Source organism: Vibrio sp. VGrn 2 (assembly GCF_009361695.1).
GTDB lineage: Bacteria > Pseudomonadota > Gammaproteobacteria > Enterobacterales > Vibrionaceae > Vibrio > Vibrio diabolicus.
In genome coordinates this window covers 131,716-145,122 of record NZ_RBWD01000007.1, presented here as the reverse complement: position 1 = coordinate 145,122, position 13,407 = coordinate 131,716, and the positions used below count along the sequence as shown (strand labels likewise).

Annotated in this window: 14 protein-coding genes; 5 read left to right on the top strand and 9 right to left on the bottom strand. The window is 45.6% G+C overall.

The annotated features are described in order from the left end of the window. Window positions 1-42: 42 nt before the first annotated feature. From D8S93_RS13595 to D8S93_RS13580, 4 genes are read right to left on the bottom strand one after another with little or no spacing between them, the layout of a single operon-like run. Window positions 43-828 carry an outer membrane lipoprotein-sorting protein gene (locus D8S93_RS13595; protein WP_152813715.1) on the bottom strand — a complete coding sequence of 262 codons (786 nt, stop codon included), beginning with the start codon at window positions 826-828 and terminating at the stop codon, window positions 43-45. Next, the gene (locus D8S93_RS13590) at window positions 821-2,089 is read right to left on the bottom strand and encodes an ABC transporter permease (RefSeq protein ID WP_029790514.1); all 1,269 of its coding nucleotides are present in this window, start codon (window positions 2,087-2,089) and stop codon (window positions 821-823) included. The genes D8S93_RS13595 and D8S93_RS13590 overlap by 8 nt, the downstream gene beginning before the upstream one ends. After that, on the bottom strand, window positions 2,077-2,775 hold the full coding sequence (locus D8S93_RS13585) for an ABC transporter ATP-binding protein (protein ID WP_152813713.1): 699 nt from the start codon (window positions 2,773-2,775) through the stop codon (window positions 2,077-2,079). The genes D8S93_RS13590 and D8S93_RS13585 overlap by 13 nt, the downstream gene beginning before the upstream one ends. Window positions 2,776-2,784: 9 nt before the next feature. Further along, complete coding sequence (locus tag D8S93_RS13580; protein ID WP_152813831.1) at window positions 2,785-3,453, bottom strand: hypothetical protein; 669 nt, start codon at window positions 3,451-3,453, stop codon at window positions 2,785-2,787. A 406-nt stretch (window positions 3,454-3,859) separates the two neighbouring features. Here D8S93_RS13580 and rodA point away from each other — a divergent pair, with 406 nt between their 5' ends. Then, window positions 3,860-4,942, top strand: a complete 1,083-nt coding sequence (rodA, locus tag D8S93_RS13575; protein WP_046875633.1) for a rod shape-determining protein RodA — start codon at window positions 3,860-3,862, stop codon at window positions 4,940-4,942. Between the two features lie 73 nt (window positions 4,943-5,015). On the opposite strand, the gene D8S93_RS13570 is transcribed toward rodA, so the two are convergent. The 3 genes from D8S93_RS13570 to D8S93_RS13560 form a co-directional block, all read right to left on the bottom strand. After that, window positions 5,016-5,732, bottom strand: a complete 717-nt coding sequence (locus D8S93_RS13570; RefSeq protein ID WP_152813711.1) for a YebC/PmpR family DNA-binding transcriptional regulator — start codon at window positions 5,730-5,732, stop codon at window positions 5,016-5,018. 135 nt (window positions 5,733-5,867) lie between these two features. Beyond that, a complete protein-coding gene (locus tag D8S93_RS13565) occupies window positions 5,868-6,077 on the bottom strand; it encodes a DUF3283 family protein (RefSeq protein WP_005374484.1) in 210 nt (69 codons plus the stop codon). 100 nt (window positions 6,078-6,177) lie between these two features. Further along, window positions 6,178-8,073 carry an ATP-binding protein gene (locus D8S93_RS13560; protein WP_152813709.1) on the bottom strand — a complete coding sequence of 632 codons (1,896 nt, stop codon included), beginning with the start codon at window positions 8,071-8,073 and terminating at the stop codon, window positions 6,178-6,180. 68 nt (window positions 8,074-8,141) lie between these two features. Between D8S93_RS13560 and D8S93_RS13555 the strand changes: the two genes are divergently transcribed. Beyond that, a complete protein-coding gene (locus D8S93_RS13555) occupies window positions 8,142-8,897 on the top strand; it encodes a substrate-binding periplasmic protein (protein ID WP_152813707.1) in 756 nt (251 codons plus the stop codon). A 71-nt stretch (window positions 8,898-8,968) separates the two neighbouring features. On the opposite strand, the gene ribA is transcribed toward D8S93_RS13555, so the two are convergent. Together ribA and D8S93_RS13545 are read right to left on the bottom strand one after the other, a co-directional pair. After that, entirely contained in the window at window positions 8,969-10,030 is a 1,062-nt protein-coding gene (gene ribA / locus D8S93_RS13550) for a GTP cyclohydrolase II (RefSeq protein ID WP_152813705.1), read from the bottom strand. Between the two features lie 281 nt (window positions 10,031-10,311). Next, window positions 10,312-10,509, bottom strand: a complete 198-nt coding sequence (locus D8S93_RS13545; RefSeq protein ID WP_005392088.1) for a PA3496 family putative envelope integrity protein — start codon at window positions 10,507-10,509, stop codon at window positions 10,312-10,314. 361 nt (window positions 10,510-10,870) lie between these two features. Here D8S93_RS13545 and D8S93_RS13540 point away from each other — a divergent pair, with 361 nt between their 5' ends. Genes D8S93_RS13540 through D8S93_RS13530 form a run of 3 tightly spaced genes read left to right on the top strand, consistent with a single transcriptional unit; the run spans window position 10,871 to window position 13,121 of the window. Beyond that, window positions 10,871-11,725: an ABC transporter ATP-binding protein gene (locus D8S93_RS13540; protein WP_104973214.1), complete on the top strand. Its 855-nt coding sequence runs from the start codon at window positions 10,871-10,873 to the stop codon at window positions 11,723-11,725. Then, complete coding sequence (locus D8S93_RS13535) at window positions 11,722-12,654, top strand: ATP-binding cassette domain-containing protein (RefSeq protein WP_006740905.1); 933 nt, start codon at window positions 11,722-11,724, stop codon at window positions 12,652-12,654. The genes D8S93_RS13540 and D8S93_RS13535 overlap by 4 nt, the downstream gene beginning before the upstream one ends. Further along, window positions 12,654-13,121 (top strand): transcriptional regulator, encoded by a 468-nt coding sequence (locus D8S93_RS13530; RefSeq protein ID WP_152813703.1) that lies wholly within the window; start codon window positions 12,654-12,656, stop codon window positions 13,119-13,121. The genes D8S93_RS13535 and D8S93_RS13530 overlap by 1 nt, the downstream gene beginning before the upstream one ends. Window positions 13,122-13,407 lie beyond the last annotated feature (286 nt).

Below are 13,407 nucleotides of genomic sequence, written 5' to 3'. Positions count from 1 at the left end.
ACTTCCTTGCTCGTTTTCATGGTTCTATTTACGGAGTTCAGGCTAAAGCTGAGTCGTATTGGCTTTCGGCAAATAGCTTGGGTTGTAGAACTTGTTGTCCAGCTGCCAAGGCACGATTTCTTGATACTCGATAACGGTCTTTTTGTTCGGCTGAATGCTATCAAGCAAAGTCATCTCACTGACGTAGTCTTCACCGTTGTCGCTTGCACGTCCGTATTGCGCTTGCTTGGCGAGTTTGCCAGAGCGCAAGTAGAGATCAGCTTTAATTGGAAACGCATCTTGCTCAGACAACCACAAATCGATCTTCTGATAGCTCGCCCCTTTGGTCTTCGCGGTTAGAGCAAGATGATAAGCCGCGACACTTTCTCCGTTCACCGAAACGGTTTCTGTCGCTTTCCATTCACCTTGATAATCTTGGCTCCACGTCAGGGTTGAGATGTCGCCGATAGACGCTTCCCCAAGCAGCTTTTGCATCGGCGTAATGCGAATCGGACGGCGGCTCTTAGGCATTTGCAGCCAGTAGTTGTCGCCCATCATCAGCATCTTTTGCCCAGCTTCGACTGCTGATTTGAACACCACCAGCGATTCACGATTTGGACGCGTGTACACGTGGTAAAGGCGGGTTTTATCTAACTCTTGGTCTTGATATAAGCGCACCAGTGACACCACTTTGGAGGAATCATCTTGCAAGCGGTAGCTGTCCGCTTTTTCAATCAATTGCGCAACTTGCTGTGCATCTAGTGCTGTTTCATTCGCACTGACATTCATGCTTGCAATGTCAGTTACCGTCAGCAATGCAATTGGTAATAGTGATTTGAAATTAAACATAAATCAGTGCCTCCGTAATTGGCTTGTTCACCCCTTTGCGTGCCGAGAAAAACGCCGCAACCAAACAAATCATCAATACCGCGAATCCTGCGACAGCCACCAGCTCCCAAGAGAAGTAAATCGTCAATGGGTAACCTTCTGTGCGTCCTGGCGGTGGCGGCATTTGCACATCCACGACCATCAGTAAGACGGTGACTAACGCAGTAAACAAAGCGCCGATTAAGCTGCCAATCACCGCAAGTAACCCTGCTTCGCGTAAGAACCCAGCAATGATTTCGCGAGGGTAGCTACCAAGCGCTGACAAGGTGCCAATTTCACGGGTACGCTCGGTGACCGACATGGTCATGGTGTTGAACAGGGCGACAAAGACTACCAACGCCATTACTGCGCCCATGATGCCGAAGATGCGGTCGTACAAATCTTTCACTTTGAGATAGAAGAACGCACGTTCTTGCCAAGGCGTAATCTCAATATCTTGATCGCCAAAGTTCTGCTTTTGCTTACTCAGAACCGAAGCCACTTGTTGCTCGACTTGGCTCGTTAAACTGGTGTCGAACAAGAAGACAGATAACGCACTGACTTTGTCTGAACCGAGCAGCGATTGCGCGCTGTTGATGTGCACGTACAACTGGCGTTTATCAAGCTCTGGTACGCCTGTTGAATAGATGCCACGAACTTTGAAGTCATACGCGTTCAATGCGCCGTCAGTTGTGGTCGCCAGCAAAGTAATCCAATCGCCAACGTGCACGCTTAGGTTGTTCGCCAAATCAACACCGAGCATCACTTCTGGCTCTGCTGGGTCATAACGCGATGCATGAATGTTCGAAAGTGTTTGCCCTTCACGCACATCCAAAAACGGTCCTTTCATATCGAATTCGCGTTCGTTAACACCAATGCCGATAAAGATCGATGACTTGTTGCCGTTGGAAATCAAACCGCTGAACTCAACTCGTGGCTGCACACCTCGCACTTCATTCAACCCAATCAATTGCTTGGTAATGTCGTCTGCATGAGTTAACCCGTTACTCAGCGGCATCTCTTCTTCTTTAGCGAAGTAACCTGGCGTGGTTAACGTCAGATGCCCCGTGTCACGCGCTGTCGATTCTTTCAAACTGTCATAGGTGTACAGACCAAAACCGCCCGCACTGGTTAAGGCAAACACGGCAATGGCGATGATCAGCATCGACAACAAACTGCGGCGGCGATTGCGTTGCAGGTTCAACCAAGCAAGGCGAACCGAAACAGGAATTAGCTTGCCCATGAAACCTCCTCCACACTTGCGTGCGTTTGGGTGATTTTGCCGTCCACCAATTCAATGGTGCGATCGCAGCGGGATGCCATGCGAGGGTCGTGAGTGGCGACGATAAAAGTGGTGCCAAGCTCGTGTCCGAGCCCTTTCATAATGTCGATGACCTTGTTGGCAGTTTGGCTATCAAGGCTTGCGGTTGGCTCATCAGCAATCACCAATGCTGGTTTGTGTACTAACGCACGAGCAATTGCCACTCGTTGTTGCTGACCGCCTGATAGGTTATCGGGCATATGATTAATAAACTCGCCCAAGCCAACATGCTCTAGCATTTGTGTGGCGAGCTCGGTTTGTTCTGCTTTTGAAAAGCCGTTGAGATGCAGCGGATACGCCACGTTCTCTAGCGCCGTCATCACGGGGACAAGGTTGAATTTTTGGAACACAAAACCAAGCTTTTCACGGCGCATTTTCGCAGCCTGCATTTGTCCGGTTGGGTATGGGCTGCCTGCAAATGCCACCTGACCTTGGTATTGAGTATCCAGCATGCCAAGCACGTTAAGTAAGGTGCTTTTGCCTGAGCCAGACGGTCCGCATAATGCCACCATTTCGCCCGCAAACACTTCACCAGACACGTCTCGCAATGCACGTACGGTTTGGCTGCCAAGGGCGTAATCGCGACTGAGTTGATTAAAAACGATCATGACGCCTCCCTAATACTTGGCTAGCAGCGCTTTCGCGGTTTGCGTTTCTAGATTGCTGTCACCCAACTGCTCCATTTGCGCTAACCATGTTTTGGCTTGTTGAACATCTTCAGCTCGTAGTGCTGCTTCAATGGCGTAGCGATAAATCCAAGACGTTGCGGCGAAAGGTTGTTGGCTAAAACTCGGTTCATCGAGCAGAGAAAGGTACAGCTCGTAGCCACGCTCAAAGTGATTGAACATGTCTGGCAGAGAGGTAAACGTAGTCGCTGCCATGGCGGTAGCTAGCTGGTATTCCGGCAAGCCTTGTAAGCGTTGTTGCTCTTGCAGTGGTACTGGCTGATTCGCCATTAAATCCAAGCCTTTTTGGATTGTGGCAAGACCGCGCTCGGTGAACTTCATCTTGTTCCAAGGCATAAACGCCTCACGGCCTTGCAATGTCTCAGCACTGCCCAAGTAAACCAACGTCACCGGCGTTGCGCCCTGCTCTTCGAGTTGTTTGGATAATTCGCCGTAAACGGTATCAACTAAACCAGAGTCACCCTGCGCCGCTTGGTTGAATTGACTGAGTGTGAGCTCGCTTGGGTTAGCCAGAGCCAGATTGCTGCTGAGTGCAAATGCGGCGATAAACGTACTTGCCAGTTTAAGAGCTTTGATTGAGCGAGATTGAGAAACCATCATGTACTGTCCTTGTTGAACGTGATTTGATGGTTTCAGATTAAGGGAGAAGATCGCACGCTGCTTTTGCATGCGACCAATGGCAGTTATGCGGAGTGAATGGTTGTTTGCTGCGATGAATGACATTCCATCCTTAAAGAGAACATTTATCCCAGCTTGTTTGTAAGCGTCTGTCTTTCACCACAATAGGAATAAAAATACTGGCTTAAAACCTGCGTCTAGTGTATTTATCCATTCCACAGCTTTCCAAGCGGCTTACCCATAACAGACGACATCGACGCTCCTCTCATACACACCTTTGCATGGTGTCTGTTATTTCCAAATAGGATTCTTAGCATCGGAATAGTTCGAACTCTCGAGTTCTGGTTGTTTTCGCGCTCGAACTGGGTGCGTTATTAGGTCGTAGAAAATGAATAAGCGTTTTTTCCCCAGGGTCGATTTGCCACTGCTGATGGCGATCATTCCGATCATGCTATTGAGTACACTAACACTTTGGAGTGCCAGTGGCTTTAATGAGGCCATGCTCTTCAAGCATTTAGCACGCTGCGGACTGACCTTGGTTTGTATATTGGTCATGTCATCGATTCCCGCCGCTAGCTATCAACGCTCAGCTCCATATCTCTACATTATTGCGGTTGCGCTGCTACTTGCTGTCGCTTTGTTTGGCGATAGCACTAATGGCTCTCAACGTTGGCTCGATATTGGCTTTTTTCGCTTTCAACCCTCGGAGCTAATCAAACTCTCGATTCCAATCATGATCGCGTGGATGCTACATATTGAAGGTGGCAGACCAGATAGTAGAAAAATCGCATTCTGCTTACTCATCACAATGATTCCTGCTGGGTTAATCGCGCTACAACCGGATTTAGACGGTGCAGTTTTTACCGTCATTTACGCCTTATTCGTTTTATTTTTAGCTGGCATGAGCTGGAAAATAATCGGTGGCTTTGTCGCGAGTATATTAACGTTGGCGCCTATTTTGTGGTTCTTCGTCATGGAAACGTATCAAAAAAGCCGCGTTACTCAGTTCTTGCACCCAGAGTCGGATCCGTTAGGTTCGGGCTACCAAATTATCCAATCTTTGATTGCGATAGGCTCCGGCGGAATGAAAGGCAAAGGTTGGATGAATGCTACGCAAGGAACACTTGGCTTTATTCCAGAAAGTCATACGGACTTTATTTTTTCGACTTATGCCGAGGAGTGGGGTTTTGTTGGTAGTTTAGTCTTGCTCGCACTGTACTTGTTTATTACCGCGCGCGTCATGTTGCTTGCATGTCAGTCTGACCACTTTTTTAGTCGGCTTGTGAGTGGCGCATTAGCGATGAGCTTTTTCCTGTATGCTTTTATCAATACAGGCATGGTGAGCGGCTTGTTGCCTGTAATGGGAAGCCCTTTGCCGTTCTTTAGTTACGGCGGCACGGCCATGCTGACGCAAGGCATCTGTTTTGGTGTGATCATGTCACTGTGTTATTCCAAATATCGCAACGCATAATGCTGCTAGCAAAAAGTACGATCAAAAAAGGCTTCCCTCGGGAAGCCTTTTTACAACGGTGGAAGCTAAGAAATTATAGCTCTGCGTTGTGGTAAACCTGCTGAACGTCGTCACAGTCATCTAGAAGATCTAGGAATTTCTGGAACTTCTCAGCATCTTCACCCGCTACTGGAGTGTGAGTTTGAGGAACGAAAGTGATTTCTTCCACATCGATCGTTAGATCTGGGAACGCACCATTTAGTGCTGTTTTCGTCTTGAAGAACTCTGTATGAGGAGCGAATACAGTGATCACACCGTCTTCTAGCTCAACGTCAGTTACGTCTACATCTTCCATCATTAGCGTTTCTAGGATGATCTCATCATTGTCGCCTTTGAACTGGAATACCGCTTGGTGATCGAACATGTGAGAAACTGAGCCCTCAACACCAATTTTCGCACCCACTTTAACAAAGCATTGGCGTACATCTTGGAATGTACGGTTACCGTTGTCTGTTAGACAGTCTACGATCACGCTTGTGCCGCCAGGGCCGAAGCCTTCGTAGCGCGCTGGTTGGTAATCTTCACCACCGCCGCCACTCGCTTTGTCTAGTGCTTTGTCGATAACGTGCGCTGGTACCTGATCTTTTTTCGCTTTCGCGATCAGGTGGCGAAGAGACAAGTTCATGTCTGGGTCACTACCGCCGTTTTTCGCGCACATGTAAATTTCTTTACCGTATTTGGAATAAACTTTAATTTTCGCGCCTGCAGTTTTCGCCATAGAGGCTTTGCGCACTTCAAAACTTCTTCCCATCGGGATGTCTCTCTAAATTCAAATTTAATGCGAAGGATTTTAGCAAAAAGCGAAACCTTTTCAATTTCGCTTAGCAAAGGAATGGGGAGGTTACCTCATTCGCCACATAGTTTTATACCGTTGTCACGATTCGCGTTAAGCGACACCCATTACTCGTTTGTACTTTTCGACCGATTGCTGAAAAAACGCTTTTTCATCAGCATCGTTAATCTTGGACAACTGTTCTTCTATTGCTTCAGGACCAGATTTGGCCTCTCTGAGCTTCCAAACCAAAAACGACGCTTGTTTATCCAGTTCGATTTTGTTTTTTTCATCAGGCGGCAATAGGGATAGATTGAACGACATTTACAGCCTCAAGGTACTTTAAATACTAGCCGCGCACTATAGCATACAGAGTTACAATTGCAGAATAGAAACGCACTTAACTTGATCAATTTCAAGTTAACTATTTGGGACCCGTACTGATTTTCAGCGCTTTTGGTAAAAACTGCTCGAATATTTGATGCAACCGATCTTTGGTCACAGGTTTGGCGACAAACTCATTCATACCGACGTCAAAGCAATGTTGTTGATCTTCTTTAATAACATTGGCACTCAACGCAATAATGGGAACGTGTTTCCCCCACTCTCCCATTTGTCGAATACGCTCAGTAGTAATGAAGCCATCCATCACTGGCATTTGGCAATCCATAAACACCAAGTCAAAAGCTTGCTTCTCACATAGCTGAAGCGCTTCTTCACCATGATTTGCGACGCTCACTCGAACGCCGAGCTTTTCCAACATAATACGGACGACTTTCTGGTTTACGATGGTATCTTCAACAATCAATACCCAAGGTTGATTGCCATGCTGGAGGCTGGTTTCATTATCTTCAACTTTTGGAAACGTCAAAACATTAGGTCGTTCCGTGTAGGTAGACCGTGCTTTTACTACAACTGGAATCGAAAACTCAAAACAACTACCGAGCCCTAACTCACTTGTCAGTTGGATTTCTCCTCCCATTAAGTTCACCAACTGAGCACCAATCGCCAAACCAAGGCCGGTACCACCGTACTTTCTGGTTGTACTGCCATCGGCTTGTTGGAAACGTTCGAAGATCGCTTGTTGGTTCTCTTTCGCAATACCAATGCCAGAATCAACGACGCGAAATCGAATCATGGCGACATCATGCTCTTGACGTGTTAACTCAACAAGAAGTTTCACATGACCACGATCAGTAAATTTGATCGCGTTGCTCAACAAATTGTTCAATACCTGTTTTAAGCGTGCAGCATCACCTTGTACTTCCGCTGGCAAGTGAGGATCAATATCGCTAAGCAATTGCAGATTCTTCTGCTTGGCTTTGACGGTATGTAAGCTGATCACATCATCCAAAATACGGCGCAGATCATAACTCGCATTTTCTAATTCGACTTTACCTGCTTCGACTTTAGAAAAGTCGAGAATATCGTCGATGATCGTCATTAAAGAGTGAGAAGAGCTATCGATGATCTCTACAAACTCTTTTTGCTGAGGATCGAGTTTGGTGTCACCCAGTAATGAAGCGACACCAATAATGCCATTCATCGGTGTTCGAATTTCATGGCTCATGGTGGCAAGAAATTCACTTTTTTTGCGGTTGGCGACTTCCGCTCTATCTCTTTCTTCTTCAAGCTCAGTCTGATGCTCACGGACTTTCTCAACGCTTCGGTTGTATTTCTCCGCCAACACGCTCACTTCATCAAAACACCAACGCTTTGGGAGCGTAACTTTGCTTGGGACCTTCCCGCCACTAAAATCGCTCACGGCGCCGGAAAGCAGTTGGAGAGGATTGACCAAGAGGCGGAAGGCGACCCAAAGCACGCCAATTATGAGCAATAGGATCTTGATCGCTTCTGTCGTGAGCAAGAAAAAAAATTGTTGCCAAAGATCTTCATAAATCGAGCTCAGATCCGCCTGAACAGTCAATGTCGCCAGATCATAGGTTTTATCACCAACACGATATTGCATCGGCCAACTTCTTTCTACGACATCCTCAGAAAGTGCGGTGCCCTGTTCGACGATAACTTCATCTTCATTAGCGATACGTAAATAATCCACAGAGGGCATGCGCATTGCGCCCTCTGCTTGAGTGAGTAACAGCTCCCTATCCTCCACCCATAAGCTGGCAGAAAAGCTCGATAAGTAACTGGATTCGACCTGCTTTAGCTCGACGTGCAAATGGGCTAAATCTTCGTTAAAAACTCGATATAAACTCACAGCGGAAATGATGACAGTAAAGATTAAACTCAACGTTAGCACCGCCAGCATAAGTTGGTTGCCGATACTAAATCGACGTTGAGATCGCTCTTTTTCATCCATATGAAATCGCTCCGATAAACTTGCGCTACTCTAAATATAGCCACGCGCAAATAATAATCGAGGATACGATGAAAAGACTTCTACTTAGATTGGCTTTTAGTTTTATTGCGATAGGAACTTATGCTACTGCCGCTGAAGTGAACTATTACGTTATCGCCGACCAAGCAAGGCCATTTCAAATAGAACAACAGGGGCAAATGCATTCCGGGATTGTGACTGACATCGTCAGTGCCATTTTCGCTGAATCGGATTATCAGGTGAATTATCATACTTATCCGTTTAAACGAATGATCTCCATATTAGAAGAAGGTGGCGAACCAAACTGGCTAACTTACGGCAGCCCAAATTGGGGCAAGGTGCAATCAGAAAACTTGTCTGAAGAGCCCATTTACACTGTAAAACATGTATTGGTCTCTAGTAGTGAGAAACCGTTAGAGTTCAAGAATATGGACACCATGCATGGCCGATCTATCGTATTACTACTCGGTTTTGATTATCCGAATTTAATCCCATTCTTTGAGGATGGTAGTGTGAATGAAATACGCGTTAAAGATTATGATGCCGCATATCGAGTGATAACCCGAACACCAGGAGATACAGCCTTCGTTGAAATGGAATCGCGCGTTATGTACAACTTAAAACGCCTCAATTTGCCACTTGAGGATTTTCAGATCCAACCTTTCAGTTCAGTTATCCCTGACTACTCGATCTATTTGGCCTTTTCTCCCCAAATGCAGCCAGAAACTCAGGACTACATCAATACACGTTTGGCTGAGTTAAAAACATCGGGCGAAATTGATGAGATCATTCAAAGGTATAAATAAATGACCTAACGAATGAAAACGCCAACGATAGTATCGTTGGCGTTTTCATCTATTGAGACATAGATGATGCTTTACTTGGTGTGATTGACAAACTTAGGATCAAACATGTGCCCTAATTTACTCGCCTTTGTTTGCAAGTAGTGTTGATTGCTCGGATTATTACCTTCTTGCAAGGGCACACGCTCAATGACGTTGATATCAACCGCTTTTAACGCAGCCAGCTTACGTGGGTTGTTCGTCATTAGTCGCACCGCATCAATGCCCAAATGCTCTAACATCCCTTTACAGAACGCGTAATCACGCATATCGGCAGCAAAGCCCAAACGTTCATTGGCTTCTACAGTATCGGCGCCATCGTCCTGGAGGTGATAAGCTCGAATTTTATTAATCAAGCCAATACCACGTCCTTCTTGACGTAAATAAAGCAGTACACCACATCCCTCTTCGACAATATTTTGTAGCGCCCTATTGAGCTGAAAACCACAGTCGCAACGCGTACTAAACAAGGCATCGCCAGTAAGGCACTCCGAATGCAACCGAATAAGCGGTGCTGCGCTGTTTGCAGGCTCTCCATACACGAGGGCAAGATGCTCTTTGTTCGTGGCAGTTTCAACGAAGCCATACATCATAAATGTGCCCCATTGGGTTGGCAATTTGGCTTTATCGATGAACTTCACGAGATTGTAGGGCTCGACATGTCTCAGCTCAGCCCGAACGTTCATCAGAATTTCTCCTAAATGATTTTCTCCTTTACCGTCTCCCCCATCCCCCCAAAAGGCATCTTTGTGAGAATGCTCTGTAAGACAAGCGTTACCCGTTCTCATTAACTGCTGCGCTAAAGGTGGATTTTGCAGAAACTTTTCTCTAACGATGAAAGCCATAACGGCCAGCTTCATATCCTCCCAGTCACTTCTGACGAAATGTTCGTATTTTCGGCTTAAGGCAAATGCTTCATCGGGAGTGCTCGCGTGTTGAATTTTGCTTTGTAACTGCGCATCGAGGAACTTTTGGGCTTGATAATAATGTTCGCTGGTGAGCCAAGTTTGGGAGGATATATTGACTGGGGCATGGCAAAAATTGGAAAGAAAACCGTGGGGCTCATCGGGCTCATAAAAAAGGATTTGGTCAACCATACTCGCGCTCCTTGCTTTGTGGTCGCGATAATCAACAAAAAGCATATCGCTATTGATATATCTTTTAGTAACGCTAGGTAAGATTGTCAAACTTCTACACAGATGAAAATGAGTTTGGATCTAGAACTTTTTAGGTGAAAGAGAGGTGAATTAGAACGTTTGGATAAGAAAAATAAAGAGATGTGAGATGTTGTGGTGAGACGCAATGGCTAAAATGGAGCGAAAAATAAAAAGGGCAGCCCGACGACTACCCTATGGATTGCTATACCAAACTAGAGCAATCAGTGTATCAAGCCAAGCTCCCTTGCTTCTTCAATGGTCAATCCACTTTCACGGATTTCACGTAGCGCTTCAATGCGTCTTCTGGCTTCTGCTGATTTCACTGTTTTCTCAGGCTTCACAACGGCTTCTTCATCAGGTAATTCCCATTTGTGAGCGATGTTGGTCATCTCGTCATGGTCGATAGAATTAATGGACATATTTCCTCCGAACACACCATGTTTTCGATGCGTAATCTATAGCAAAACAGGAACGAGGTGGTAAGAAAAACTGTAGGGAAATGTGACCCCTCCCGCCCTTTCGTTAACTCCTTAATAGATCCATCATTTAAGTTTTGCCAAGGGGCAAATTTACGATTAGATTTGAGTAATTCCCCCCAAGAAAAGTGTGCTGATCCAGCTCTCAATTCTCGTCTTTCTTGACTTCATTAACAACGCCAGATACCACTTTTTATTTCGCCTAACTTTCGAGTCACTTCACTGATTCACCGCTTGCCACTTTCTAAAAACCAACATACCTGATAATGATAATAATTATCTTTTACATTAGTAAGGTGTTTATATGGATGGTATTAACTTAAATCATGCATACCACAATAATCCGGTCATCCAGATCCGAGATTTATGCGTCGATTACATCACCGATAATGGTGATTTCAATGCGGTAAAATCCGTCAGCTTCGATATCGGCAAAGGGGAAGTATTTGGGCTTGCTGGTGAATCGGGATGTGGCAAAAGCACGATCGCATTCTCGATCAATCGTCTCCATAAGCCGCCAGCGTTCATTTCTGGCGGTAAAATATTATTTGATGGCAAAGACATTCTTAGCCTCTCAGATTCTGATCTAACCGCTCTGAGGTGGAGTGAAATCGCCATGGTGTTTCAAAGCGCGATGAACTCACTCAACCCTGTCTTAACGATCCAAGAGCAATTCGCAGATGTATTGCGTCATCACCAAGGACTCACCAACGCTCAAGCGAAAGATCGAGCAGAAAAACTATTGGACTTGGTCAATATTCCACGAGAACGGTTAACGGAATACCCTCACCAATTTTCAGGTGGAATGCGTCAGCGCTTAGTGATTGCTATTGCTTTGTCTTTGAACCCTAAGCTGATCATTATGGATGAGCCCACAACCGCTTTAGATGTGGTGGTACAAAGGGAGATTTTACAGCAAATCTATCAGCTTAGAGATGAATTTGGCTTCTCAGTACTCTTTATTACGCACGACTTGGCGCTGATGAGCCAATTGTGTGATCGCATTGCCATCATGCGGCATGGAGAAATCGTCGAAGTCAATCAGGCATACGAAATTCGCAATAATCCTCAACATCCCTACACACAAAAGCTATGGGCTTCTTTTCCAAACATCCACGACGTCCACAAACAACCAGAACGACCAGGAGCGCAATCATGAATCAGCCTATCATCCAAATGAAAAACGTGATTAAAGAATTCAGAGTAGGCGGTGGTTTAGCGAAAGAGGAAACCTTCCGTGCGCTCCAAGGCGTGAGCTTTGATCTGTATGCAGGAAAAACGCTGGCTTTGGTTGGAGAATCAGGCTGTGGTAAAAGTACGTGTGCTCGCTTGATCACTAAAGTCTATCCGGCAACAGAAGGCGAGATCCTTTTCAATGGCACTAATATCAATGAGATTACGTCACGCTCAGCGCTCCAAGAGTATCGCAGTAAAGTACAAATGGTGTTTCAAGATCCGTTTGGTTCACTCAATCCAACTCATACCATTCGCCATCACCTCACACGCCCTTTAAAGATTCATAAGCAAATCAAAAGCGAGCGTGACATTCCTGCCCGTTTGGAAGCGCTTTTAAATTTGGTGGAACTACCTGAAGAGACATTAAATAAGTTTCCTCACGAGCTTAGTGGTGGACAACGTCAGCGAGTAAACTTAGCACGTGCTCTCGCCGTCGGTTCGCAAATCATTCTTGCGGATGAGCCAACATCGATGCTGGATGTCTCCATTCGCCTCGGGGTACTGAATCTAATGCAGCGCATGAAGCAAGAGCTAGGAATCGGCTTTTTGTACATTACTCATGATTTGGCGACCGCACACTACATCGCGGAAGAAACAGCTGTGATGTACAAAGGGCAAATCGTTGAATGGGGTGATACACACTCAATACTGAAGAATCCGCAGCACCCGTACACCAAACTATTGATTTCAGCCGTTCCCGATCCAGATCTTCCTTTTGGTAACTTAGTGAAAAGTGAGCCAAACTATTCGATAGATGCCGATGAAATTCGTAGTCGTAGCAGCATCATTGTCGACGAATTTGATCAAATAGGACCCAATCACTATGTAAAACAATGGACTGAGGCTGCGTAATGGAATTGAGGACTTGGCAAGATCAGATCGCCATGTGGTATGAACATCGGAAGCATGATCAAGTTGAAAACCTGGAAGCGATCTTATATCAAGCGCCCGACGGCGTGTTTGGCCCAGAACTGAACGAAGTTCAAAGCAAAGCGATTGCTTGCTGGCTAGACGGTTGTTTACGTGTGTTTCAACATGCTAGGTACCGAGATCCTCAAAAAGCGTATCAAACCTTGCTTTACACGAGCGCAAAGCTCGAGCAAGCGGCATGTCAGGTATCGACCGATATTCTGATCAAAGATTGGTGTTTAAAGCGACTTCAGCACCTTACCGTTTTAGCGTTAGAGTTTTGTAATCAGCAATGCGATCAAAATGAGTGGCAACAACAAGCACATAACTTGATCGAGTCGCATGTTGCTTTGATGCGTTCTTTACACTGGAATGAAGCCAAGAAGCATGATCAAGGTTTATCTCATTAATCTGGAAAAATGATCAAGGCTTACTTTGAGGAATTTGAGGTAAAAAAAAGCGAGTTTCCTGAGGAGAAACTCGCGAAGTCTATTCAGAATGAATGTAACAATATGAGCCAATCTATTAATCATCAGAAAGGACAAAAGGTTGTCTATTCGTGATAAATAGTAGTCTCAGGCTTGGCTCCTAATGTCAGTGATTTGTTAGAGTTAAGTCTGTTTTTTATCATCGAAAGACACTGTTACATTTCAAATCAATACGCCACGCCTATTGCTTGATACACATCAAGCAACG